Annotated in this window: 22 protein-coding genes and 1 pseudogene; 18 read left to right on the forward strand and 5 right to left on the reverse strand. The window is 60.0% G+C overall.

Annotated features, from left to right (window positions below; all coding sequences use genetic code 11):
- The first annotated feature begins 3 nt into the window (after positions 1–3).
- The 12 genes and pseudogenes from ACNAZS_RS26035 to ACNAZS_RS26090 all read left to right on the forward strand — a co-directional run bounded on the left by ACNAZS_RS26035 (position 4) and on the right by ACNAZS_RS26090 (position 10978).
- Positions 4–1161 (forward strand): ABC transporter substrate-binding protein, encoded by a 1158-nt coding sequence (locus ACNAZS_RS26035; protein ID WP_415793479.1) that lies wholly within the window; start codon positions 4–6, stop codon positions 1159–1161.
- 24 nt (positions 1162–1185) lie between these two features.
- Complete coding sequence (locus tag ACNAZS_RS26040) at positions 1186–2346, forward strand: ABC transporter substrate-binding protein (RefSeq protein WP_415793480.1); 1161 nt, start codon at positions 1186–1188, stop codon at positions 2344–2346.
- A 10-nt stretch (positions 2347–2356) separates the two neighbouring features.
- On the forward strand, positions 2357–3226 hold the full coding sequence (locus ACNAZS_RS26045; RefSeq protein ID WP_415793481.1) for a branched-chain amino acid ABC transporter permease: 870 nt from the start codon (positions 2357–2359) through the stop codon (positions 3224–3226).
- A 3-nt stretch (positions 3227–3229) separates the two neighbouring features.
- Positions 3230–4225, forward strand: coding sequence for a branched-chain amino acid ABC transporter permease (locus ACNAZS_RS26050; RefSeq protein ID WP_415793482.1), 996 nt, complete (start codon positions 3230–3232; stop codon positions 4223–4225).
- Complete coding sequence (locus tag ACNAZS_RS26055) at positions 4222–5001, forward strand: ABC transporter ATP-binding protein (RefSeq protein ID WP_415793483.1); 780 nt, start codon at positions 4222–4224, stop codon at positions 4999–5001. Before ACNAZS_RS26050 ends, ACNAZS_RS26055 begins: the two co-directional genes overlap by 4 nt.
- A complete protein-coding gene (locus tag ACNAZS_RS26060) occupies positions 4988–5701 on the forward strand; it encodes an ABC transporter ATP-binding protein (RefSeq protein WP_415793484.1) in 714 nt (237 codons plus the stop codon). The genes ACNAZS_RS26055 and ACNAZS_RS26060 overlap by 14 nt, the downstream gene beginning before the upstream one ends.
- Positions 5702–5741: 40 nt before the next feature.
- Complete coding sequence (locus ACNAZS_RS26065) at positions 5742–5849, forward strand: hypothetical protein (RefSeq protein ID WP_415793510.1); 108 nt, start codon at positions 5742–5744, stop codon at positions 5847–5849.
- A gap of 206 nt (positions 5850–6055) precedes the next feature.
- A complete protein-coding gene (locus tag ACNAZS_RS26070; RefSeq protein ID WP_415793485.1) occupies positions 6056–7054 on the forward strand; it encodes a Bug family tripartite tricarboxylate transporter substrate binding protein in 999 nt (332 codons plus the stop codon).
- A partial coding sequence (locus ACNAZS_RS26075; RefSeq protein ID WP_415793486.1) for an oxidoreductase occupies positions 7047–8474 on the forward strand: 1428 nt, incomplete at its 3' end. The genes ACNAZS_RS26070 and ACNAZS_RS26075, both read left to right, overlap by 8 nt.
- A gap of 23 nt (positions 8475–8497) precedes the next feature.
- Positions 8498–9101 (forward strand): annotated as a pseudogene (locus ACNAZS_RS26080) (FAD-dependent oxidoreductase); the annotation flags it as partial.
- A complete protein-coding gene (locus ACNAZS_RS26085) occupies positions 9098–10069 on the forward strand; it encodes a tripartite tricarboxylate transporter substrate-binding protein (RefSeq protein ID WP_415793487.1) in 972 nt (323 codons plus the stop codon). The pseudogene ACNAZS_RS26080 and the gene ACNAZS_RS26085, both read left to right, overlap by 4 nt.
- 33 nt (positions 10070–10102) lie before the next feature.
- Positions 10103–10978, forward strand: coding sequence for an isocitrate lyase/PEP mutase family protein (locus tag ACNAZS_RS26090; RefSeq protein ID WP_415793488.1), 876 nt, complete (start codon positions 10103–10105; stop codon positions 10976–10978).
- A 174-nt stretch (positions 10979–11152) separates the two neighbouring features.
- Here ACNAZS_RS26090 and ACNAZS_RS26095 read toward each other — a convergent pair whose 3' ends face one another.
- Positions 11153–12121, reverse strand: a complete 969-nt coding sequence (locus ACNAZS_RS26095) for a tripartite tricarboxylate transporter substrate binding protein (RefSeq protein ID WP_415793489.1) — start codon at positions 12119–12121, stop codon at positions 11153–11155.
- 60 nt (positions 12122–12181) lie between these two features.
- The gene (locus ACNAZS_RS26100; RefSeq protein WP_415793490.1) at positions 12182–13090 is read right to left on the reverse strand and encodes a TauD/TfdA dioxygenase family protein; all 909 of its coding nucleotides are present in this window, start codon (positions 13088–13090) and stop codon (positions 12182–12184) included.
- 170 nt (positions 13091–13260) lie between these two features.
- On the opposite strand from ACNAZS_RS26100, the gene ACNAZS_RS26105 reads away from it, so the two are divergent.
- Complete coding sequence (locus ACNAZS_RS26105) at positions 13261–13998, forward strand: GntR family transcriptional regulator (protein ID WP_415793491.1); 738 nt, start codon at positions 13261–13263, stop codon at positions 13996–13998.
- On the opposite strand, the gene rocF is transcribed toward ACNAZS_RS26105, so the two are convergent.
- Positions 13999–14922 (reverse strand): arginase, encoded by a 924-nt coding sequence (rocF, locus tag ACNAZS_RS26110; protein WP_415793512.1) that lies wholly within the window; start codon positions 14920–14922, stop codon positions 13999–14001.
- Positions 14923–15150: 228 nt separating this feature from the next.
- Between rocF and asd the strand changes: the two genes are divergently transcribed.
- Positions 15151–16014, forward strand: coding sequence for an archaetidylserine decarboxylase (gene asd / locus ACNAZS_RS26115; protein ID WP_415793492.1), 864 nt, complete (start codon positions 15151–15153; stop codon positions 16012–16014).
- A 207-nt stretch (positions 16015–16221) separates the two neighbouring features.
- On the opposite strand, the gene ACNAZS_RS26120 is transcribed toward asd, so the two are convergent.
- Positions 16222–16986, reverse strand: a complete 765-nt coding sequence (locus tag ACNAZS_RS26120) for a MetQ/NlpA family ABC transporter substrate-binding protein (RefSeq protein WP_415793514.1) — start codon at positions 16984–16986, stop codon at positions 16222–16224.
- 218 nt (positions 16987–17204) lie between these two features.
- A complete protein-coding gene (locus ACNAZS_RS26125) occupies positions 17205–18104 on the reverse strand; it encodes an NAD(P)-dependent oxidoreductase (RefSeq protein WP_415793493.1) in 900 nt (299 codons plus the stop codon).
- Positions 18105–18288: 184 nt separating this feature from the next.
- Between ACNAZS_RS26125 and ACNAZS_RS26130 the strand changes: the two genes are divergently transcribed.
- From ACNAZS_RS26130 to ssuD, 4 genes are all read left to right on the forward strand, one after another.
- Positions 18289–19017: a TerC family protein gene (locus ACNAZS_RS26130; protein ID WP_415793494.1), complete on the forward strand. Its 729-nt coding sequence runs from the start codon at positions 18289–18291 to the stop codon at positions 19015–19017.
- Between the two features lie 325 nt (positions 19018–19342).
- Positions 19343–19927, forward strand: coding sequence for an NADPH-dependent FMN reductase (ssuE, locus tag ACNAZS_RS26135; protein ID WP_415793496.1), 585 nt, complete (start codon positions 19343–19345; stop codon positions 19925–19927).
- 107 nt (positions 19928–20034) lie between these two features.
- A complete protein-coding gene (locus tag ACNAZS_RS26140; RefSeq protein ID WP_415793497.1) occupies positions 20035–21018 on the forward strand; it encodes a sulfonate ABC transporter substrate-binding protein in 984 nt (327 codons plus the stop codon).
- A gap of 73 nt (positions 21019–21091) precedes the next feature.
- Positions 21092–22279: an FMNH2-dependent alkanesulfonate monooxygenase gene (ssuD, locus tag ACNAZS_RS26145; RefSeq protein ID WP_415793498.1), complete on the forward strand. Its 1188-nt coding sequence runs from the start codon at positions 21092–21094 to the stop codon at positions 22277–22279.
- The last annotated feature ends 38 nt before the right edge of the window (positions 22280–22317 follow it).

Here is a 22317-nt window from a genome sequence, read left to right on the forward strand (position 1 = left end):
ACGATGAAAAAATTGATATTCACGATTCTGGCTGGTGCGGCCGCGTTTTGTGCCAATGCGCAAGACACCTTGAAAATTGGTGTGCTCGCGAGCCTTTCGGGCCCTGGCGCGCCTTGGGGGCAGGCCATTCTATATGGCACGCAATTCGCCGCGGACGATGTCAATGCCAAGGGCGGCCTGAAGGTGGGCGACAAGTCCTACAAGATCGAGATCGTTGCATACGACGACAAATATCAGGCCAGCGAGGCTGTTACCGCCGCCAACCGGCTGATCTTCGAGGACAAGGTCAAGTTCATCATGGGGCCCATGGGTGGCGCCACCGCCTTGGCGATCGGGCCCACCGTCGAGAAGCATGGGGTGTTGACGACCACCATGGCTTTCACGCCGCTGGCGCTGGGTCCCGACAAGCCGCTGACGTTCCGGCCGGTTCTCACGACATCCGAAACGGCCGGTGTGCAGGTGGCCTGGGCCGTCAAGAAATACGGCCTGAAGAAAGTCGGCGGCCTGTTCCCGAATGACGAGACGGGCCAAAAGATCGTTGTCGACCTGGAGCAAGCCTATGCCAAGGCTGGCGTGCCATTGGCGGCCAAGGAAATGTTCGAGCGCGACCGGCTGGATATGGTTCCGCTTCTGACCCGTCTGATGGCCCAAGGCGTAGATGCCATCGATCTGGACGGCAACGCACCCGCGACGGCCGGCCTGATTGTCAAGCAAGCCCGCGAGCTCGGATTCAAAGGGTTGATCATCCGCAGCGGCGGTCCGGCCACACCCGAAATTGTCAAGGTCGCAGGGACGCAGGCCACCGAAGGCATGGTGGTCTATGCACCGATCGATCCGTCGAACAAGGCGGTTGCCGATTACGCACAACGCTACCTCAAGGCCCACAACAAACCCATGAATGGGTTCAGCCCCTCGTACTACGACAGCGCCAACATGGTGTTCCAGGCCATTTCCGCAGCCGGCACCATTACCGACACGAAAAAGGTGGCAGACGCCCTGGCCGCCATGCGCGATTACCAGGGCATCCTCGGCACGCTTAATTGGACCGGCAAGCAGGCCTACGGTATCGACAGGCAGGTAGCCATGCCTTTCTATGTGGCGGAAGTTCACTCAGGCAAGGAAGTCATAGTCGCGAACTGCACGCTCGCAGGCTGCGAATAATTAAAAGCATAAAGGGAGACAACCATGTTGAAGAGATCATTGATGTTGGCTGGTTTGCTGGCGATGACGGGAATGGCCCATGCGCAGGAGACGCTGAAGATCGGCGCGGTTCTGGCTTTGTCCGGCCCCGGCGCTGCCTGGGGACAGGGTATGCAGTACGCCGCACAATTCGCGGCAGACGACGTCAACGCCAAGGGCGGACTCGAGGTAGGCGGCAAGAAGTACAAGGTGGAAATCGTCGCTTATGACGATAAGTACCAGGCCAACGAGGCAGTGACGGCGGTGAATCGCCTGATCTTCGAGGACAAAGTGCAGTATGTCATCGGCCCGACGGGGTCCGCGCCGGCATTGGCCATACAGCCGGTGACGGAAAAGAACAAGGTCATCATCATGACCCTGGCCTTTACCGCGAAGGCCATGGGAGCCGACAAGCCTTACACTTTCCGCCCCGTGCTTACCACGGTGGAAACGGCTGGCCCCCAGGTCGCATGGATCTCTCAGGTTCTCGGTATCAAGAAAGTAGGCGGGTTGTTCGTCAGCGACGAATCCGGGCAGCAGCAGCATGAATGGCTCACCAAAGCCTATAGCGGAGCGGGCATTCCGCTGGTCGCCAGCGAGTTCTTCGATCGGGACCGTCTCGACATGATGCCGCTGATCACGCGGTTGATGGCCAAGGGCGTGGAGGCAATTGAACTGAATGGGATATCGCCCACCACGGCCGGCCTGATCGCCAAACAGGCGCGTGAGCTCGGCTTCAAGGGCAGGTTTATTCGCAGTGGTGGTCCGGCTACTGCGGAAATCCTCAATGTCGCGGGTGCCAAGGCGGTCGAGGGCATGATCGTCTATACCCAGTTCGATCCGAACGATCCCAAAGTCAAGGCCTATTCCAAGCGCTATAGCGATAAGTATCACAAGCCCATGAACGGTTTCAGTCCGTCTTTCTACGACGGAACGCATATGTTGTTCCAGGCCATGGCAGATGCGGGAACCGTGACCGACACCGACAAGGTCCGCGCGGCACTCGAATCCCTCAAGGATTATCCGGGCATATTGGGCACTACTAACTGGAGCGGACAGCAGACGTACGGGATCAATCATCAGGTCGATACGCCGTTCTATCTTTCCGAGGTCATCGCAGGTCAGGAAGTCATCCGTGCGCGCTGCACGATGGCCGGTTGCAAGTAAAGGAGGCGTCGTGGATATCTTCTTTCTGCTGGGCCAGGCGCTGATGAACGGGCTCATTATTGGATTGCTTTATTTACTGATGGCCATCGGCTTTACGCTGGTCTTCGGCGTGATGCGTATCGCCAATTTCGCGCATGGCGAGTTCTACATGCTGGGGGCCTTCATTGCGTTCATCTGCGTGACGCAATTAGGGCTGCCGTATATGTTGTCGGTGCTGATTGCGTTTGTCCTGACGCTTGTGCTCGGATGGATTCTGGAAATCGTCGTGCTGAAACCCTTTCGGGGCGACGAATTGAATGGACTTATCGCGACGCTCGGGTTGGGTATGGTCATACAGAATGTGGCCCTTATGGCCTTTGGACCTGATCCGCAATCCATGCCGCCGGCGGCTGAAGGGGTCGTCTCGCTGGGGAAAATCGTCATGCCGCTTTCCCGCTTGTACGTGGTGGCGTTTTCGGCGGTGGTGCTGGTGGCACTGTATGTATTCCTGATGCACAGCAAGGCAGGGCGTGCGTTGCGAGCCGTCGTCCAGGACATGGAAATCGCTTCGTCCTATGGAATCCGTTCGGGTGCGGCTTACCCGTTGGGCTTTGCACTGGGCATTGCGTTGGCGGCGATCGCGGGCGCATTGATGGCACCGGTGTTCTCCGTTTCACCTTTCATTGGGGCCACGCCGCTATTCAAGGCTTTCATCGTGGTTGTCCTGGGCGGCCTGGGCAGTATCGGCGGGGCCGTGCTTGCCAGTCTGCTGTTGGGTATATCGGAAAGCCTGGGGGGCACGTTCTTCGATGGAAGTACGGCCGACATGTTGATATTCGCTCTGGTGATTCTGGTTCTGGTCATCAGACCAACCGGCTTGCTCGGGCGTGCGGAGCATTGATAAATGACGCGCGACTCCATTTCTTCCTTCGCGAATCCCTCGCTCGATAAGCAGAAACGCAAGTCCTCGAGCTATCCCGTGCTGGCGTGGATGCTGCTTGCTGCGCTGATGATCGTGCCGCTGGGATTCAGTAGTGCGTTCTATGTGCATCTGGCGGTCCTGATATGCCTGAACACCTTCATTGTCAGCGGCTTGGCGTTGTTGACCCGTACAGGGCAGTTGTCGTTGTGCCATGCGGCATTCGTCGGTATTGGCGCCTATGTCTCCGTTCTGGCAGAAATGCGGTTGGGGCTGCCTTTCTTGGTGGCAGCCGCCCTGGGAACGATGGCGGCATCGCTAGTGGCGTACCTGCTGGGCTCTGCGATACTGCGATTGCGTGGCGTGTATTTCGTGCTGATCACGTTCGCGTTCGGCGAATTGTTTCGTCTCTTCATGCTGGATGCCGCCTCGGTGACAGGCGGGGCGAATGGCATCGCGAAGATACCGGCGGTAGATTTGCTGGGCTTTGCGCTTGATACCCGCAAGGCATTTTATTGTCTGGTCGCGCCCTTGGCCGCTACTTCGATCATATTCCTTGTCGCGTTCTTCAGGACGCCCAAAGGGCATGCTCTGGACGCCGTGGGGGAACAGCCCGGTCTGGCGGAATCGTCCGGTATCAGTGTACGTAAAGCCCAACTATTTGCATTCACCGTGGGCAGCGGCATGGCCGGACTAGGCGGTGTGCTGCTATCGCGCTATGTGGGGTATATCTCGCCCGAGTCCTTTTCCGCTCAGGTTTCGATCGCCGCCATCATCATGCTGGTCGTCGGTGGCCGAGTGTCGGTCGCCGGACCGATCATCGGCGCGCTCATCATGACGCCCCTGCCCGAATTGTTCCGCGGCGCTGTGCAGTCTCAGAACATCTTCTACGGGATGAGCCTGATTCTTATCCTGCGGTTTCTGCCCAAGGGAATCGCTAGCTTGGGCCTGTTGCGACGCTTGACGGGAGAACGGCTATGACGGTGTTTTTGCGGGTAACGAATCTCTCCAAGACATTCGGCGGTCTGAAGGCCGTGCGCGATCTCAGCTTTGATATCAACGAGGGCGAGATCGTCGGCTTGATAGGCCCGAACGGCGCCGGCAAGAGCACGGCGTTCAATCTCATCACCGGCACGCAGCCAGCCACGTCGGGAAGCGTGTGCTTCAACGGCAAGGAGATACTGGGCATGACGCCCAGCCAGGTGGTTCAGCAAGGTCTGGCGCGAACCTTTCAATCGGCCTCGGTCTATGGCAACGCGACCGTACGCGAGAACGTCTTTCGTGGCGCGATATCCAAGTTAGGCGTGCCTTTCTTCCATCAGCTGTTCGGCACGCAAGCCTATCTTGAAAAATTGCGGGAGCTCGATACGGAGATCGACGAGATCCTGGATATCGCGAGCTTGAATTCCGTCCGGGATCAATTGGCGGGCGGCCTGGCGTATGGATATCAGAAACGGCTCGGCGTCGCGATCGGGTTGGCCACCAAGCCGCGTCTGCTCTTGCTGGATGAGCCGGCCGCAGGCCTGAACGCCGAGGAATGCGCGGAATTCAGCAGGTTCCTGCAGCGTGTGCGCTCCCACTATCGTCTGACGCTCTTGTTCGTCGAGCACCATATGGCACTGGTCATGGGTACCTGCGAACGCATCGTCGTTCTGGTGCAGGGGCAGAAGATCGCCGATGGCACGCCAGCCGAAATACAGGCCAATCCAGCGGTAATCGAGGCCTACCTGGGAGAAACCGAACATGCCGGTGCTTGAAGCAAAGGAAATCGTGGTGCGCTATGGGCCGTTGGAGGCCGTGCGCCACGCGTCGTTCAGTATCGGAGACGGAGAAATCGTCGCGCTGATTGGATCGAATGGCGCAGGCAAGAGCACGACCCTGAAATCGCTGATGGGATTGATGCGCCTGACATCGGGCGAGCTGACGCTGGACGGCCAGCGGATTTCGGGCAGCGGCGCGGCACAACGCGTACGCATGGGAATCGCCTTGTCGCCCGAGGGTCGGCGGCTGTTTCCGCGCATGACCGTATGGGAGAACCTGCAGATAGGCGCTCATACGGTGGGCGATGGCGCACGCAAGCGCAACGCGCAGGACTTGGTCTGCTCGCTGTTTCCCATCGTTGCGCAACGCCAGCACCAACAGGCGGGATCGCTGTCCGGCGGAGAACAGCAAATGGTTGCCATCGGCCGTGCACTGATGGCCTGCCCAAAGATCCTGATGCTGGACGAACCCTCGCTGGGTATTGCGCCCAAGATCGTGTCGGAAATACGGGCCGCCATCGAGCGTCTCAATCGCGAAACCGGGATTTCGGTTTTGCTGGTTGAACAAAATGCCGCTTTGGCCCTGCGCCTGGCCAGGCGCGCCTACGTGTTCGAGCAAGGGGAAATTATCCGCTCGGGCGCAGGGCAGGAACTATTGAACGATCCGTTTGTGCGGAAAGCCTACTTGGGGGTCTAGTGCCATGAATCAAACATTAGGATGCATCGGCGTCGGTGTGATGGGCGAGCCCATGTGCCGCCACCTGGCAAAAAAAGCGGTGTCTGCGTACGGGCCTGCGATCGCGATCCCGAACACCACGTCTTGCGCCATCCGTTCCGGTTCATGACGGGGCGACAGGCTTGGCCAGAAGAAAGACATGCACGGTTTTGGGCGATGGCGTTCATGGCTCGGCATGTCAGTCAGGACACATCAGTCCCGGTCTGAAAGTCCGAGGCTTGATGTGATGAAAATCAACTATTACACAACGGAGGCGGATCATCGACACGTTGCACGGGCAGGCCTTGCAATCCGAGATGGTCATATAGACAAACCATGTTCATCAAGAATTCTGAAATCGCTCGCCGTGGCCTGTTGAAGGTCTTCATTGCTGGCGCACTTGCGGTTACCGCGATACCGGCCCTTGCGGCCGACAACTATCCCTCCAAGCCCATCGCCATGGTGGTGGGCTTTCCGCCGGGCGGGTCGAACGACATCGTGGCCCGCATCATCGCACCCAAGCTCGGGGAAATCCTGGGCGTGTCGGTGGTGGTGGAGAACAAGCCCGGTGCCAACGCCACGATAGGCACCGAGTACGTGGCGCGTGCCAAGCCTGACGGCTATACGATCACCCTGGGCAGCGTGAGCCCGCTCTTGCTCAGCTATTACGTCTATCCCAACTTGCCCTACGATCCCTACAAGGATCTGTCGGGCATCACGACGGTAGCGTCCACGCCGGAATTGCTGGCGATCAACCCGAACGTACCGGCTAAGAATTTGGCCGAACTGATCGCGTTGTCGAAGAAGCAGGACGTTACGCTGGCGTCGGCCGGCAACGGCGGCCTGCCGCACCTGGCAATCGAACTGCTCAAGGCGGAATCGAAAGGGCGCATCGTGCACGTACCGTACAAGGGCGCAGGCCCGGGCATGGTGGACGCAGTGGGTGGCCACGTCGCGGGCATTATTGTCGACCTGCCGGCCCTGCACAAGCTCGTGATGGACGGCCGGCTGCGTGCAATCGCGGTGACCGACACCAAGCGCGCGTCCGTCATGCCCGACGTACCAACCACGGTCGAGAGTGGCCTGCCGTCGGTGCTTGCATTTAATTGGTTCGCGGTAATGGGCCCCCAGGGCATGCCCATGGACATCCGCCAGCGACTGCATGATGCGCTGGTCAAGACAGTGAACGATCCGGACACCAAGAGCAAACTGGAAAAACTGGGTATCGGGCCCTTTACGCAGGAATCCCCCGCAGCATTCGATGCCTTCCTGAAGCAAGAGGGTGAGCGCTGGAGCAAGCTGATCAAGGATGCCGGCGTCAAGTCGAATGGTTGATTCCAGGGTGTCCGACATGTTGCTGGCACAACCGGGGCGGGTGGGTAACCTGCGGCTGAAAAATCGCGTCGTGATGGCGCCCATGGGCACCAACTACAGCACGACGGATGGCCTATCGACAGAGCGCGACAAGCGTTACTACGAAGAGCGCGCCAAGGGTGGGGTGGGCATGATCATGACCGAGGCCATGGTTGTGACCGAGCATGCCCGTCCGCACCACAATTCGCTGTGTTGTTATCACGACCGGTTCATCCCCGGCCTGGCCAGCATTGTCGAGGCGATCAAGAAGCACGACTGCCACGTTTTTGGCCAACTGAATCATCGAGGTGGACTGCTGCGCCGCGCCGTGCTGAACATGGAGCCGGTCGGACCGTCTGCGTGGGTCAACCCGAACACGGGTGATAAGGTGCGGCCCCTGGCGGTGGACGAGATCATTGATATCCAGAAGCTGTTCGTGGCCAGTGCGCGCCGGCTGTGGCTAGCGGGCTACGATGGTGTCGAGATCCATGCCGCTAACGGCTACCTGTTCCAGCAATTCTTCAGCCCGCGCGTGAATCAGCGCACGGACGCCTATGGCGGATCGCTGGAGAACCGCACGCGGCTGCTGCTGGAGACCATCGTGCGCATGCGCGACGCGCTGCCTGACCTGTGCCTGGTGGTACGGCTGTCGGCCAGCGAGTTCGCCGAAGGCGGCTACACCCGCGAAGACATCATTGCGCTGGCCCAGGCGGTGGAGCATGCGGGGGTGGATGCTATTGACCTTTCCGGCGGCAGCAACGAAAGCCCGCAGCTGTCGAAGTTCTGCATTCAGCCGCCGTCGTTCCCGCGCGGCTGCCTGGCGCCGCATGCGAAGCCGATCAAGCAACAGGTGAAGATTCCGGTGTTTGCAGCCGGCCGCATGGTCGAGCCCCGGGACGCTGAGAACATGCTGTCGTCGGGCAGCGCCGATTTCGTATCTATCGGCCGCGCGCTATACGCTGACCCGCACTGGTGCGACAAGGCGTTTGGCAAGATCCAGGCGCCCATCCGAACGTGCATCGCATGCAACGTCTGCTTCGAGCGCCTGACGCTGGAAAAGGACGTTTCCTGTGTGCAAAATCCGATGATCGGCACCGAATTCGAAACCTTGGAATATGCCGAGCCACAGTTGTTCCCCGCCCCGACGAAAGGGCGTCTGCGTGTGCTGGTGCTGGGCGCCGGCGTGGCGGGCGTGGAGGCCGCGCGTGTGCTCAAGGGCCGCGGCCATGACGTCGAGATCTGGGAAAAGCGCGCCCAGCCTGGCGGCCAGATGCCGCTGGCGATGGCCTCGCCCGACAAGACCGAGGTCGAGCCCGTCTGGACCTGCCGCTGGAAAACCGTGCAGACGTTGGGTGTGCCGATACGCCTTGGCGTGCAGGCCGATGCCGGGCGCATCGGCGCGNNCGCGCCAGACCACATTATCGNCGCCACGGGCTCGCGCCCGGCAAAGCCGCCGCTGGACTTGTCGGCGCTGAACGCCAGCGTGCGCGTGTTGCACGCCTGGGACGTGCTGGCCGACCTGGATGCTGTCCAGCCCGGATTGCGAGTCACCATCGTGGGCGGTGGCATGGTGGGTGCGGAAGTGGCCGACGCGCTGCGGGTACGGGAGGCGCAGATCACGATCTTGGACCGTTTACCCATCATCGCCACGGGCATGGCGCGCAACAACCGATTCGAGCTGGTCGAGCGCCTGGAGGCCCACGGAGTCTCCATGGTCACTCACTGCCGCATCCTGGGTGTACAGGGTGACCAGATCGAGATCCAACAGGGCGACAAGTCCACCGAAAGCCTGCCTATCGGCAGCTGGCTGGTCTTTGCCACCGGTCCCAGGCCCGAGCTGGACGTCCTGGATGCGGTTGAGGCTAGTGGCGTTCCCTATACACGCATCGGCGACTGCAATGCGCCGGGCGACTTTCTGGCCGCCATCCGCGACGGCTGGATGACGGGGCTGTTGATGGATCGCATCACCCATCACGATGGGCAAGGCATCCGCCGCAGTCCATTCATACAAAAGGAGACAAACTCATGAAGAAGACGTTCAAGTCGCTGTGCGCCAGCCTGCTGGCCGCTGCCGCGCTGGCGCCGGCCGCCCAGGCTGCCGACAAGTATCCCAGCCGGCCGATACGTGTGGTGGTCATGTTCCCGGCTGGGGGCAGCGCCGATATTGTCAGCCGCCTGGTCACGCAGAAGGTTGGCGAAATGTCGGGCTTTAACTTCGTGGTTGAGAATCGCCCCGGCGCGGGCGGCAACCTGGCCCTGGATGCCGTGGCCACCGCGCCCGCCGATGGCTACACGGTGGTTTTTGCCACACCGGGTATCGCCATCAATCCCAGCTTGTACGCCAAGGTTCCGTACAAGCTCACGGATTTCAAGGCAATCTCGCTGGTTGGCGAGGCGCCCCTGATGCTCATGGCGCGTCCTTCGCTGGGTGTGAAATCGATTGATGACTTGGTAACGATGAGCAAGAAGGCTCCGGACGCCATTCGCTTTGGCAGCTCGGGAAACGGCAGTTCCTCGCATCTGGCCGCCGAAGTGCTGCGTTCCATGACCGGCCTGCAATACTTGCATGTGCCCTACAAGGGCGGCGGCGCTGCCATGACCGACGTGGTGGGCGGCCAGACCGACATCACCGTGCTGCCGATTGCCGAAAGCCTGCCATTCATCCGCGACAAGCGGCTGCAAGCCATGGGTCAGACGGGCCGAGTGCGCTCGCCCATCGCGCCGGACATTCCCACCATCGAGGAAGGTGGCGTGAAAGGCTATGCCTCTACGACCTGGTACATGCTGGCCGCGCCGGCTAAAGTGCCCCAGGAGGTGGTTGACACATTGGCCGAAAAATTCGACCAAGCCTTGCGCCAACCAGACTTGCGCGAAAAGCTTCAGAATATCGGTGTCACGACGATCAATGGCGACCCTCGACAGGCCGGCGAATTCCTGATGAGTGAAGCCGCTCGCTGGGATAAGCTGATCACGGCGGCCAAGATCCGGCTCGAATGACGCCATTTTCATACACGATGTGGGAGACCCCTAATGGAAAAATCGACGAAACAAGTCCTGCGTGAAAAAGTGGCCCGTCGCGACGGCCTGATTGTGGCCGGCGCTTTCAACGCGATGAGCGCCAAGATCGTCGCGGACCAGGGCTTCGAGGCCGTCTATCTGACGGGCGCCGGGCTGACCAATATGCACTACGGCGCGCCCGACCTGGGCATCATCGGCCTGCGCGACGTGGCCGATGCCGCCTCGCGCATCCGCGAGGCGGTAGAGCACCTGCCACTGATCGTCGACATCGACACAGGGTTTGGCAACGCAGTCAATGCCTGGCATACGGTGCGCGCGCTTGAGCGCGCCGGCGCCGACGCCGTCCAGATCGAGGACCAAGTCTTTCCGAAACGGTGCGGCCACTTCGCCGGCAAGGCAGTGGCGCCGCTGCAGGAAATGCTCGACAAAATCCGTGCGGCCACTGACGCGCGCAAAGATCCCGATTTCCAGATCATCGCACGCACAGACGCCCGAGCGGTGGAGGGTTTCGAAGGGGCGATCGAACGGGCGCAGAAATTCGCCGAGGCAGGCGCCGATATCTTGTTCGTCGAGGCCATGACCAGCCTGGAAGAAATCCGCAAGATTCCTCAGTTACTGAAGCAGCCGTTGTTGATCAACATCGTGGTAGGCGGCAAAACCCCCACGCTGACGGCGCAGGAACTGGGCGGCATGGGCTATAGCCTGGTGCTGTATGCAAACGCTGCACTTCAGGGCGCGGTGCTAGGCATGCAAACGGCCCTGTCCACGCTCAAGCGCGACGGCAAACTGGACGAAGACCCCACCTTGCTGGCGCCGTTTAACGAGCGCCAGCGCCTGGTCGATAAGCCCCTATACGACGAGTTGGAAAAACGCTACGCCGAGCGCTGACTGCCGAAAGCTTGGCGGACGTTCGCATGGGGAGCGATTCCCAAGAGCTGACCGCGAATCGCCTGAGACTGAAAGCCGTACGCCCATGACAGAGTAGCGGCCTCGCGCGCCCATCCTTGATCGTCTTCACGAACAAGATGGACGCGATTCCTCGGCAGCATTGACTCCGGATTTTTAGTTAGGCTTGATGCCGACCTCTTGCACGACTTTGGCCCAACGGCTGATTTCGCCTTGCACAAAACTGTTGGCTTCTTGGGGCGTGCTGGTTTTCACTTCTGCGCCCAGTTCGGCTAGCCTGCTAGCTAGGTCTTTTCCCTTCAGGACCGTGTTCAACTCTTGATTGAGTTCGTTCAGGATTGCGTCTGGTGTGTCCGCGGGGGCTAACAATAAAAACCAGCCAACGATATCGAAGCCTGGATAGCCACTTTCCGCGATGGTTGGCTGATCGGGCAGTAGCGATGATCGTTGGGCGGTGGTGACCGCGAGTGCCCTGACTTTGTCGCTTTTTATGTGGGGCAGCATGACCGCGACGTTGTCGAACATCATGCCTGTGCGTCCTGCCACCAGATCGGGCAATGCTGCTGAGCTGCCCTTGTAGGGCACATGCAAGATGTCGACTTGCGCGGCTTTCTTGAACACTTCACCGGCCAGGTGTTGGCCGGTCCCCGGACTGGCCGACGCGAAGGCGACTTCCCCTGGGTGTTGTTTCAGATAAGGAACGAGTTCGGCAACTGACGTGCTTGGTAGTTTGGGATTGACTACTAACACATAAGGCGTCGTGGCGACGAAGCCAACTGCGGTGAGATCGCGCACGGGATCAAAGGGCAGGTTGGTGTAGAGGGACGCATTCACTGCGTGGCTGCTGGGCACGAACAGCAGGGTGTTGCCGTCTGGTTTCGCCTGGGCCACAGCAGACGCGGCAATGTTGCCACTGGCGCCTGGGCGATTCTCCACCACGATATCGCGGCCGATTTGTGCGGAGAGCGCTTTGGCGACCAACCTCGCCATGACGTCTGTGGTGCCGCCGGGTGGAAATCCGACTTCAAGTCGGATGGGCGGTGCAGCGTACGCGGACATACAAGCGGTATTCAGGCAAACAAGCAGGGCGAGCGTACGTGCTCGACGAAAAAAATGGATGGGCATATCAGGTCTCCTCCAGGGAAATGCGACTGAGTTGTTTTTTTGAGCAGGTGGGCGCGCGTGTCAGGACACAGCGGCCAGCGCGCTCTTGAGCGATGCGTCGTCTTTGCTTTCTGGTTGAATGACGTAGCCCGATTTCTCGCCGCGCATGGAGCAACGCATCATATGTCTGGGTTGGCTCTGATCGAAGTCCTTTAGCGCGATATGCAAGGTGCAACGGTTGTCCCACATGACCACGTCGTTCAATGCCCATTGATGCCGGTATACGAACTCCGGCGCAGTGGCGTGATCATTCAGGAATCGCAGTAGCGGACGGCTTTCTTCTTCGGTCATGCCAACAAAGTTTCGAATCCGCTCGCTGATGAACAATAGCTTTCGTCCCGTTTCCGGGTGCGTGCGTACGACCGGATGGGCGATAGGCGGGTTGGCGCGTTTCATGTCGGCAATTTGGGCCGGGTCGCGGCGCTCAAACCCCTTGATCAGCGTGATGTCGTGGACAGCATCCAGTGTTTCGATGAAGTCGCGCAACACGGGACTGAGCGTTTCGTACGCCATATACATATTGGCAAACATGGTGTCGCCACCGATTGGTGGCTTTTCTTTGCACATTAGTACCGAGCCCTTGGCCGGACGGTCGGTGTAGGTGAGGTCGGCGTGCCAGTTTCGGCCGGTATTGCGAGTTTCCGAAGGTTTACCGTTTCGAGGCTTGTTCGACACCAGCAGGACTTCGGGGTAGTCGGGGTCACGGTAGTAGGGCACGTTGTCGTTGCGCTCGACTTCCCCCATTTGCGCAGTGAAGGCAATGAGTTGTGGCGCGGTGAGATCCTGATCGGGGAATGCCAGCACCAAATGGTCGTGCCAGGCGGCCTGCACAGTCGCAATTTGTTCGGGTGTCAGCGGTTTTCGTAGATCCAACCCTGTGACACGCGCCCCAGCCGCGTAGGCCTGCGCAGTGACGGTGATAGAAGTCATGAGAAATCTCCTTGATGCGGGCGGCAAACCGCCGCTCTCAAAAGCGAGTATATTAAGTCGATTGTCGTTTGTCGACAAAATATTATTTTGCGATGAGCCACCGTATTGACGCCTATTCCCGGGGGAGTCGAACGGTATACTGACCGTAATCTTTCCAGTATCTGAGAGCCATGACCGGCGCGTCCGCCTATTTCAATAAAGAATCGACACAGATTGGCCGCCTGGCCAAGTCGTTACCCGAACAAGTGGCGGAGTCTCTGCTGACGGCTATCCATGATGGCGCTATTTCTCCTGGCGAGCGCCTGAAAGAAGAAACCTATGCTGAGCTGTTTGCTGTAAGCCGCAGTACTGTGCGTGAGGCCATGGCGTTGCTCGAGAGGCGCGGTGTGGTCGAGCGCATTCCCCGTTATGGCGTACGCGTGATTGCGTTCAATGCAGAGGAAATCGAAGAAATATTCAACATACGGGCTCAGTTGCTCGGACTGGCTGCCCGACAGGCCGTGGAAAAGCCCACCTCAGTGAATTTTGCTCAGCTTTTGCTTGCGCGTTCGGTGCAGTTGCGTGCTTTGGCGGACGCGGAGGATACGACGCCGGCCGAGTATGCCAACTTGTCTATTGATACGCAGCATATGTTGATTGGCGCGTGTCAGGGTAAACGGTTGCGTGCCATCTACGAAGCACTCAGCGAGCAGGCGCTATGGCGTTATGCCATTCGTGGAAACTCGATCAGCTTTCGCACACAGAAAAGGCGCCGGGAGTCTGCTGAGGATTGGACGCGATTGGCGCAAGCGGTGGCCGATGGGAATGCCGACGAGGCCGAACGTGCCGCCAAGGTGCTATTACTCGCCTCATATCGGGCCGTCTCTGTCTACATGGCGAGTATCGAAGAGGCCTCTGTACCGGAGTGATCATCCCCGTGATCGGGACGGCCGCCGAATCAACGTGGATTTGCCGAACAGGCTTTGCACAAGCTCGGTGGCGAGCATGGCGGTTTTATTGCGGATGTCCAGCGCGGGATTGAGTTCGACGATGTCGAGCGAGGCGAGCCGGCCGGTGTCGGCGATCATCTCCATGCAGAGCTGTGCCTCCCGGTAGGTGGGGCCGCCGGGGATGCTGGTGGCGACGGCGGGAGCGATTTCAGGATCGAGAAAGTCGACGTCGAAGCTGACGTGCAGGTGGGTGTTCGGTGTCAGGTCCGCGAGGGCGGCTTCCATGACGGATCGCATGCCGATTTCGTCGATGGTGCGCATGTCATAGACTTCGATGCCGGCGGCGGCGATGAGGCGTTTTTCGCCGTCGTCGACACTACGGATGCCGATTTGGCGTATCCAGTCGGGATGCACGGCGGGGACTTCACCGGCCAGGGTGGTCAAGGCGTCGGGCCCCTGGCCGCAGAGGCAGGCGACGGGCATGCCGTGCAGGTTGCCGGAGGGCGTGAGGTCCTGGGTGTTGAAGTCGGTATGGGCGTCTAGCCACAGGATGCGCAGGGGTTTGCCGGTGTGATGACAGTGACGGGCGACAGCGCTGATCGAACCGATGCCCAGGCAATGGTCGCCGCCGAGGGTGACTGGGACGCGCTCGCGTTGTAGTTCGGCGTAGACGGCGTCGTGCAGGACCTGGTTCCAGGCGATGACGCCGTCCAGGTGGCGATAGCCTTGGTCGGGAGGCAGGTCGGGGTTGGCGGGGCCAGTCAGATTGCCGGCGTCGTGGACGTCATATCCCAGGGCCTGCAGGGCAGGGCCGAGCCCTGCGACGCGCAGGGCTTCGGGGCCCATCGAGGCGCCGCGAGAGCCGGCGCCGATGTCGGTGGGGGCACCGATGAGGGTCAACATGCGATTGGCGGGCAATGGATCGGAGATAAGCACGGTGCGATTCCCTGGGGGTGAGAAGGCCAGACCCTGCCGGCGAGGGGCGCAGAATCTGGGGGCGATGAGAGCATGTTTATCGATGTGGGCGGACGGCGCAAGGGGGCCGATGGGTAGCGCTACCCGTCTATAACAAGTAACATCCGTGCCCTGTGCCGTTCCTGCGGCGACGCCCTGTTGTTGTAACCGACTTCCATGCAAGTTAAAGATAAGATTTTCCTCGCGAGCCAGTACGCGTCTCCCCATCATTTGGTGTCGCGCTTGATGGGGGTGGCTTCTGATTGCCGCCATCCGTCGGTGAAGAACTGGATGATCTCGCGTTTTGTGCGTCGCTATGGCGTGGATATGACGCAGGCGCTGCAGGAAGACCCATTGGCGTATGAGACGTTTAATCAGTTTTTTACGCGTGGGCTGAAGCCGGATGCACGGCCGCTGGATGCAACGCCGCAAGGTATTGTGTGCCCGGCCGATGGTGCGATCAGTCAATTGGGCAGTATTGAGCATGGCCGCATTTTTCAGGCGAAGGGCCATTCGTATGGGCTGACGTCGCTGCTGGGCGGCGATATGGTGCGTGCCGAGCCGTTTGTCGGCGGTGAGTTTGCGACGATTTATTTGTCGCCGCGCGATTATCACCGGGTGCATATGCCGTGTGCGGGGACGCTGCGCGAGATGGTGCATGTGCCGGGCCGGTTGTTTTCGGTGAATCCGTTGACGGCGGGACATGTGCCGGAGCTATTCGCTCGCAATGAGCGGGTAGTCTGTATTTTTGATACGGAATACGGTCCGATGGCGCTGGTGTTGGTGGGCGCGATGATTGTGGCGTCGATCGAGACGGTGTGGGCGGGGCTGGTGACGCCGCACAAACGCAAGGTGCGTTCGGTACCGTATGACGCGGCGTCGCGTGGACCGGTTCAACTGGACAAGGGCGCTGAGATGGGGCGCTTTTTGCTGGGCTCGACAGTGATTGTGCTGTTTGGCCGAGATCGCGTTCGCTGGACGGATAGGTCGTCAGTGCGGGGGCCGGTGCGTATGGGTGAGTTGTTGGCGTTGCCTGCCTGAGATTGCGGTTGCTCGCGACGAGTCTGAGTTCTAAAGACGTTCCCGTCGTTGGTCAAGGCAATTCGGCGGGCCTTTTGAAAAACGGGCAGTCCCGCGCAGCGGGACCGAGGCCCCTGGTTGGGCCGAGCCGTTTNGATTAGGCCNGCCGCATTGCCTTGACCAACGACGGGGACTTCGGTTTTGAATTGCCCTGCGATCGGGCCCAAGTTACCAGGGGAATTCGATCAGGTCGCCGTATAGGTCGCGTAGTTTGGCTCTGACCTCAGGGGATTTTTGATAGATATCGATGAACTTGAGCAGCCGCGGATCGTGGGCGTGGTCGGGAGTGGTGACCCAGCGGATCGCATAGCGGCGGACGTTCTCGGGATCGGTGTTGTCGAAGGCCAACCCGTCCTTTTCGTCGATGCCGGCGTGTTTGGCGAACGTGGTGTAGGTGACGGATGCGGTGACGTCGTCGAACGCGCGGGCGGATTGCGAGCCTTCGATCTGGATGAGCTCGATCTGCTTGGGGTTGTCGACGATATCCTGAAGCGACGCTTCGTGGGTGGCGCCGGGGCGTAGTGTGAGCAGGCCGATGGACTGCAGGAAAAGCAAGGCCCGGCCTGTGTTGACGGGGTCGTTGGGAATCGCGATTTTGGCGCGTTGGGGGATGGCATCGCCTGGCTTGAGCTTCTTGGAGAACAGGCCAATGGTGGTCGAGTAGCCGTACGCGATGGGGGCGAGCTGGGTGCCGCGGCTTTGGTTGAACAGCAGCATGAAGGGTTCATGCTGAAAGAAATTCGCGTCCAATGCGCCTTCGGCGACACCAGTATTGGGCATGACCCAATCACTGAATTCAACGAGCTGGACCTGCAGGCCTTGTTTGGCGGCTTCGGCGATGGCGATTTCGGTGGCTTGATTGGCAACGCTGGGAATGACACCAATGCGCAACGGTTTTTCAGATGCGGAGTAGGCAGCGCCGGCCAGCATCATGAGGCCCAGCACACCGGCCAGCGGAAATTTCAGAAAACGGTTCATCGCGGGTAGGCCACCAGGGCAGCAATCAGCAAAGCGCCATTGTGCCCCAGGTCAATCGGTATCGTGCCTATGCCCCTGTCATCGACTTGGGCACCGAGCCTGTGGAGGCTGTCGCTTCGATATTAATGACCTACCGCATTGCCTTGATCACCGACGGGGACGTTTTTAGAACTCTACTGCTGTGACTTCGTCCCCCCCGCGAGCAACGAAACCAAATGCGGCAACGTCGTCTGTGGCGGGGTGTTTTGCGCGCCGTGTTTGAACAACTGCTCGATGGCGTCGGCGGCACCGTGTGCGGCGCCGGTTTCGTCGGCCATGGTGGTGTAGTAGCCCAGGTCCTTTTGTGCGTTGGATAGAGAAAAGCGAAGGCCGGAGTCGTCGCCGGATTCGATAAAGGGACGCAGGCGCTCGAGGGCGACGCCAGCGCCGCCGCCTTTGGCCAGGATGTCGGTCAGGACGCTGGCTTCGATGCCGGCGCGTTCGGCGCAGGCGGCGGCTTCGGCGATGACGGCGGCGCAGCCTAGCGAGACATAGTTGTGGATCAGCTTCATTCGGTGGCCGGCGCCGATGGGGCCGACGTGGCTGATGTTTTCGGCATAGCACCGCAACAGCGGCTGGCAGCGTTCGAAGAGGGCGCGGTCGCCGCCGACCAGCAGGTTCAGGCGGCCCTCGGCGGCTTCTTTGGGGGTGCGGGTCATCGGGGCATCCAGGAACTGGCCTCCGGCCTCGGTGACGGCCTGGGCGATGCGCACGGTCGAGGAGGGAATGGCAGTCGAGCAGTCGATGACGACGGTGCCTGGGCGCAGCCCCTGCAGCAGTCCGTCGGGGCTGAACAAGACGTCTTCCACTTGCGGGGTGCCCGTGACGCACAGGATCACGATATTGGATTGTCGGGCGACCTGGGCGGGGCTGGCGACCTTGGCGGCGCCGGCAGCCAAGAGCTGGTCAACGGGCTGGTTGCCGGGGTGATCCAGCAGCACCAGGGGGTAGCCATGTTTGACGATATTGCTGGCAATGCCGTGGCCCATGAGGCCCACGCCGATCATGCCAATGGAGTCTTTCCCGATATTCATGAAGTGGTTTCGCAAAAAAATGGTGACAGAGCAATCCGCGTTTACAGGGTCGGGGTTGCCGGATGTGGTTATCTTACAAGTTACCAAAAATTCAGTTTTTTGTAAGAATTGCCGTCAGGTGGTATTCAGGTTGCTGTAAGAAATGGTAAAACAGCGCTTTGCCGATTTTTCTTACGGAGATTGCATGCTCGAGTTTTTGCAGACCCTTAGCTGGGCCGCAGTGTTTCAGATAATTCTTATCGACATCCTTCTGGGTGGTGATAACGCGGTGGTGATTGCGCTGGCCTGCCGCAATCTGGAACGCAAACAGCGCATGCAGGGCATTCTGTGGGGAACCGCGGGCGCCATTTTCCTGCGCGTGGTGTTGATTGCCTTTGCCCTGACGTTGTTGACGATTCCTTATCTGAAGGTGGTTGGTGCACTGCTGTTGTTGTGGGTGGGTGTCAAGCTGCTGATCCCGGAGGAGGACGCGCATGGAAATATCAAGGGTAGTGCGTCGATATGGGCGGCGGTCAAGACGATCATCGTGGCGGACTTTGTGATGAGCCTGGATAACGTCATCGCGATTGCCGGCGCCGCGCAAATGGCGGACCCGGCGCATCAAATTGGTTTGGTGATCTTCGGCCTGGTGGTCAGTGTGCCCATCATCATCTGGGGTAGCACGCTGGTGCTGAAGTTGATCGATCGTTATCCGTTGGTGGTGACGTTTGGCGCGGCCTTGTTGGGCTGGATCGCGGGCGGCATGCTGGTGACCGATGTGGTAGTGGTTGAGCGTTTCGGCGAGGTTTCGGGCGCGGTCAAGATCGCTGCCGAAGTCATCGGCGCGCTGTTGGTGGTGGGCTTGGGTCGCTTTTTCGCGGCGCGTAAAAAGTCCACGGCATCGACCTCGGAGGTCAGCCGCCAGGAGGCTTGATTCATCGCGTCGTTCGACGCCGAGTAGCTGCTAGGCGGCTTCACTTCTCGGGTTGTTCGACATCGGAGATTAGCCGCCAGCAGGCTTTATTCATCCGGCTATTGTTGTAGGTTCATCAGGGCCTGAGTTCGGTATCACACCGAGCTCAGGCCCTTTTGTTTGGCGTTGATACGCGGGTGATGGTGCCGATCGTCGCGCGTGGCACGACGACGCATCGCGCACGAAACCGCATAACGACATATCGACTAAGTATTTTTCAGATCGGAATGAGAGCCCCAGAATGACTGCATCCCTGGTGGTATGAGATGGAGCAGTAGTCCCGATTATGACGATTCTGATGTTGGCCGGCAGTCCTTCGCAGCACTCGCGTTCAACGGCCTTATTACGTTATGCCGCGCAGCGATTAGCGGCGCGTGGTTTGTCGGGCAATGAGTTGGGTCTGCGCGATGTGCCGGCCGTGGATTTGATTGAGGGCAATTTCAATGGTGCGGCGGCGGGGGCATTGCGTAAACGCGTGAGCGACGCGCAGGCGCTGTTGATCGCGACACCTGTATACAAGGCTTCGTTTTCGGGCGGGCTGAAGGCGATTCTGGATTTGCTGGATGAGAAATCGTTGGCGGACAAGATTGTGCTGCCTATTGCAACAGGTGGCAGCGCGGCGCATTTGCTGGCGTTGGAATACAGTCTGAAGCCGGTGCTGTCGGCGCTGGGCGCCCGTCATATTTTGGCGGGCGTGTATGCGACGGATCGGCAGGTGGTCCTGCATCAGGGGCACGTCACGATCGATGACGATGTGCGCGAGCGACTGGATAGTGCGGTCGATCGGTTGGCTCGGCATGTGGCGACGGCGCCGCTGTCACAGGGCTATGACCTAGGGTATTTGGCGCTGAATGCGCGATTCAGTATCTGACGGTGCGATGACATTCAGTAATTGAACCTGCGTGTGACACCGCGATGTGCAGGTGTCATGGCTCGCACAATTTTTTCACACAACCATGATGGATCAGGAGCATCTCTATGCGAGGTTTGCATTCACGTTTGGTGGGCTTGTCGCGTTCACTGCGTATCGCGGTGACGGGGGTTGTGGTGTTGTGCGCGGTCGCATGGGCGTGCGCACCGGCGGCGGCGCAGGATGCGAAGACCTTGCGTATTGGTTTTCAGAAGTACGGCACGTTGACGATCCTGAAGGCGCTGGGGTCATTGGACAAGGCGTTGGGCGAGCAGGACATCACGATCAAGTGGGTGGAGTTTCCGGCGGGGCCGCAGCTGCTGGAAGGTCTGAACGTAGGCTCGATTGATTTTGGGACGGTGGGCGAGTCGCCTCCGATTTTTGCGCAGGCCGCGAGTGCGCCGTTGGTGTATGTAGGCAATGAGCCGCCAGCGCCGACGAGCGAGGCGATTTTGGTGCCCAAGGATTCGCCGATTCAATCGGTGGCGGACCTCAAGGGAAAGAAGGTCGCCTTGAACAAAGGCTCGAACGTGCATTACTTGCTGGTCAAGCTGCTGGAAAAGGCGGGTGTTCCGTACCAGGACGTCAAGGTGTCTTATCTGACGCCAGCGGATGCGCGGGCGGCGTTTGAGCGCGGCGCGGTGGATGCATGGGTCATCTGGGATCCGTTCCAGGCGGCGGCGGAAAAGCAGTTGGGCGCGCGGGTGCTGGCCGATGGTGTGGGTGTGGTCAATAACTATCAGTTCTTCCTGGCGTCGAAGGATTATCTGGCGGCGCATCCCGACGTGATCAAGACGGTGTTGGAGGAGATCCGCAAGGGTGATCTGTGGGCGAAGGATCATCCCAAGGAGTCGGTGGATCTCTTGCAACCGGTGTTGGGACTGGAGCGACCGGTGGTCGAGTTGGCCGCGGAACGCCTGGCGTACGGGGTGACGCCGGTGACACGCGAGGTGTTGCAACACCAGCAGGAGATCGCGGATGCGTTTTATGCGCTGAAGCTGATTCCGAAAAAGCTGGATGTGAATGAGGCCGCGCCGCCTGATCTTCGATAGGTCGTTGATCGAGTGGCTCGTGGGATCGTTTGTTCGATTGTTTGCTAGATCGTTTTCTAAACGCGGTGGTGCCATGAACGTATTTTGGTTTATTCCTACGCATGGGGATTCTCGTTATCTGGGGACGACGCAGGGCGCCCGGGCGGCGAGTCATGATTATTTTCGGCAGATTGCCGTGGCGGCGGACACGCTGGGTTATGACGGGGTGTTGTTGCCGACGGGCCGATCTTGCGAGGATGCCTGGGTGGTGGCGTCGAGCCTGATTGACGCGACGCGCCGGCTGAAGTTTCTGGTGGCGATCCGGCCGGGCGTGAGTTCGCCGCAGTTCGCCGCGCGGATGGCGGCGACATTTGATCGGATGTCGGGTGGGCGCTTGCTGGTGAATGTGGTGACGGGCGGTGATCCGTCCGAGCTAGCAGGCGATGGCGTGTTTGTCAGTCATGACGAACGCTATGCCATCACGGATGATTTTGTGAAAATCTGGCGCGGCATTTTGCAGGCAAGCCATGAGGGGCAGGGCTTTCATTACAAGGGTCCACAGTTGGTATCCGAGGGCGGCAAGGTGATTTACCCACCGGTGCAGCAACCGTACCCGCCTTTGTTTTTTGGTGGCTCGTCAGAGGCCGCGCATGCGCTGGCGGCCGATCAGGTCGATGTGTATCTCACCTGGGGTGAGCCGCCTCAGGCAGTGGCGGCCAAGATCGCCGATATGCGTCGCCGCGCCGCGCAGCAAGGGCGTACGCTGAAATTCGGGATTCGTTTGCATGTGATCGTACGAGAGACGGATGACGAAGCTTGGGCCGCGGCGGATGCACTGATTCAGCATTTGGACGAGGGCACGGTGGCTGCGGCTCAGGCGGCGTTTCAGCGCATGGATTCGGAGGGGCAGCGACGGATGGCGGCGTTGCACGGCGGGCAGTTGCGCGATGACCAGGGAGGCCGCTCGCATTTGGAGATTTCGCCGAATCTCTGGGCCGGTGTAGGCCTGGTCCGAGGCGGAGCGGGCACCGCGCTGGTGGGCAGCGCCGAGACGGTGGCTGAGCGCATGCGTGAGTATGCCGAGTTGGGCATCGAGACCTTTATTTTCTCGGGGTATCCGCATCTTGAAGAGTCGTATCGCTTTGCAGAGTTGGTATTTCCCTTGTTGCCGGGCAAGGGGCGGAAACAACAGACGGGTGGCTTGTTGAGTGGACCATTTGGCGAGGTGATGGCGACGGAGTTGGCGCCAACCCGCGCCGCAACAGTGGCGGAGCCGGTATGAGCGCGACGACTGGGATAGCGGCGACAACAGCGGCAGCA

Source organism: Bordetella tumulicola, assembly GCF_965138755.1.
GTDB lineage: Bacteria > Pseudomonadota > Gammaproteobacteria > Burkholderiales > Burkholderiaceae_B > Bordetella_A > Bordetella_A tumulicola.

Bases quoted from the DNA above. Each gene is read 5' to 3' on its own strand.
- asd (WP_415793492.1), top strand. From the start codon at position 15,151: ATGCAAGTTAAAGATAAGATTTTCCTCGCGAGCCAGTACGCGTCTCCC.
- ACNAZS_RS26120 (WP_415793514.1), bottom strand. From the start codon at position 16,986: ATGATGCTGGCCGGCGCTGCCTACTCCGCATCTGAAAAACCGTTGCGC.
- ACNAZS_RS26095 (WP_415793489.1), bottom strand. From the start codon at position 12,121: ATGCCCATCCATTTTTTTCGTCGAGCACGTACGCTCGCCCTGCTTGTT.
- rocF (WP_415793512.1), bottom strand. From the start codon at position 14,922: ATGTTGACCCTCATCGGTGCCCCCACCGACATCGGCGCCGGCTCTCGC.
- ACNAZS_RS26060 (WP_415793484.1), top strand. From the start codon at position 4,988: ATGCCGGTGCTTGAAGCAAAGGAAATCGTGGTGCGCTATGGGCCGTTG.
- ACNAZS_RS26040 (WP_415793480.1), top strand. From the start codon at position 1,186: ATGTTGAAGAGATCATTGATGTTGGCTGGTTTGCTGGCGATGACGGGA.
- ACNAZS_RS26035 (WP_415793479.1), top strand. From the start codon at position 4: ATGAAAAAATTGATATTCACGATTCTGGCTGGTGCGGCCGCGTTTTGT.
- ACNAZS_RS26140 (WP_415793497.1), top strand. From the start codon at position 20,035: ATGCGAGGTTTGCATTCACGTTTGGTGGGCTTGTCGCGTTCACTGCGT.
- ACNAZS_RS26090 (WP_415793488.1), top strand. From the start codon at position 10,103: ATGGAAAAATCGACGAAACAAGTCCTGCGTGAAAAAGTGGCCCGTCGC.
- ACNAZS_RS26065 (WP_415793510.1), top strand. From the start codon at position 5,742: ATGGGCGAGCCCATGTGCCGCCACCTGGCAAAAAAAGCGGTGTCTGCG.
- ACNAZS_RS26050 (WP_415793482.1), top strand. From the start codon at position 3,230: ATGACGCGCGACTCCATTTCTTCCTTCGCGAATCCCTCGCTCGATAAG.
- ssuD (WP_415793498.1), top strand. From the start codon at position 21,092: ATGAACGTATTTTGGTTTATTCCTACGCATGGGGATTCTCGTTATCTG.
- ACNAZS_RS26125 (WP_415793493.1), bottom strand. From the start codon at position 18,104: ATGAATATCGGGAAAGACTCCATTGGCATGATCGGCGTGGGCCTCATG.
- ssuE (WP_415793496.1), top strand. From the start codon at position 19,343: ATGACGATTCTGATGTTGGCCGGCAGTCCTTCGCAGCACTCGCGTTCA.
- ACNAZS_RS26070 (WP_415793485.1), top strand. From the start codon at position 6,056: ATGTTCATCAAGAATTCTGAAATCGCTCGCCGTGGCCTGTTGAAGGTC.
- ACNAZS_RS26100 (WP_415793490.1), bottom strand. From the start codon at position 13,090: ATGACTTCTATCACCGTCACTGCGCAGGCCTACGCGGCTGGGGCGCGT.
- ACNAZS_RS26055 (WP_415793483.1), top strand. From the start codon at position 4,222: ATGACGGTGTTTTTGCGGGTAACGAATCTCTCCAAGACATTCGGCGGT.
- ACNAZS_RS26085 (WP_415793487.1), top strand. From the start codon at position 9,098: ATGAAGAAGACGTTCAAGTCGCTGTGCGCCAGCCTGCTGGCCGCTGCC.
- ACNAZS_RS26105 (WP_415793491.1), top strand. From the start codon at position 13,261: ATGACCGGCGCGTCCGCCTATTTCAATAAAGAATCGACACAGATTGGC.
- ACNAZS_RS26130 (WP_415793494.1), top strand. From the start codon at position 18,289: ATGCTCGAGTTTTTGCAGACCCTTAGCTGGGCCGCAGTGTTTCAGATA.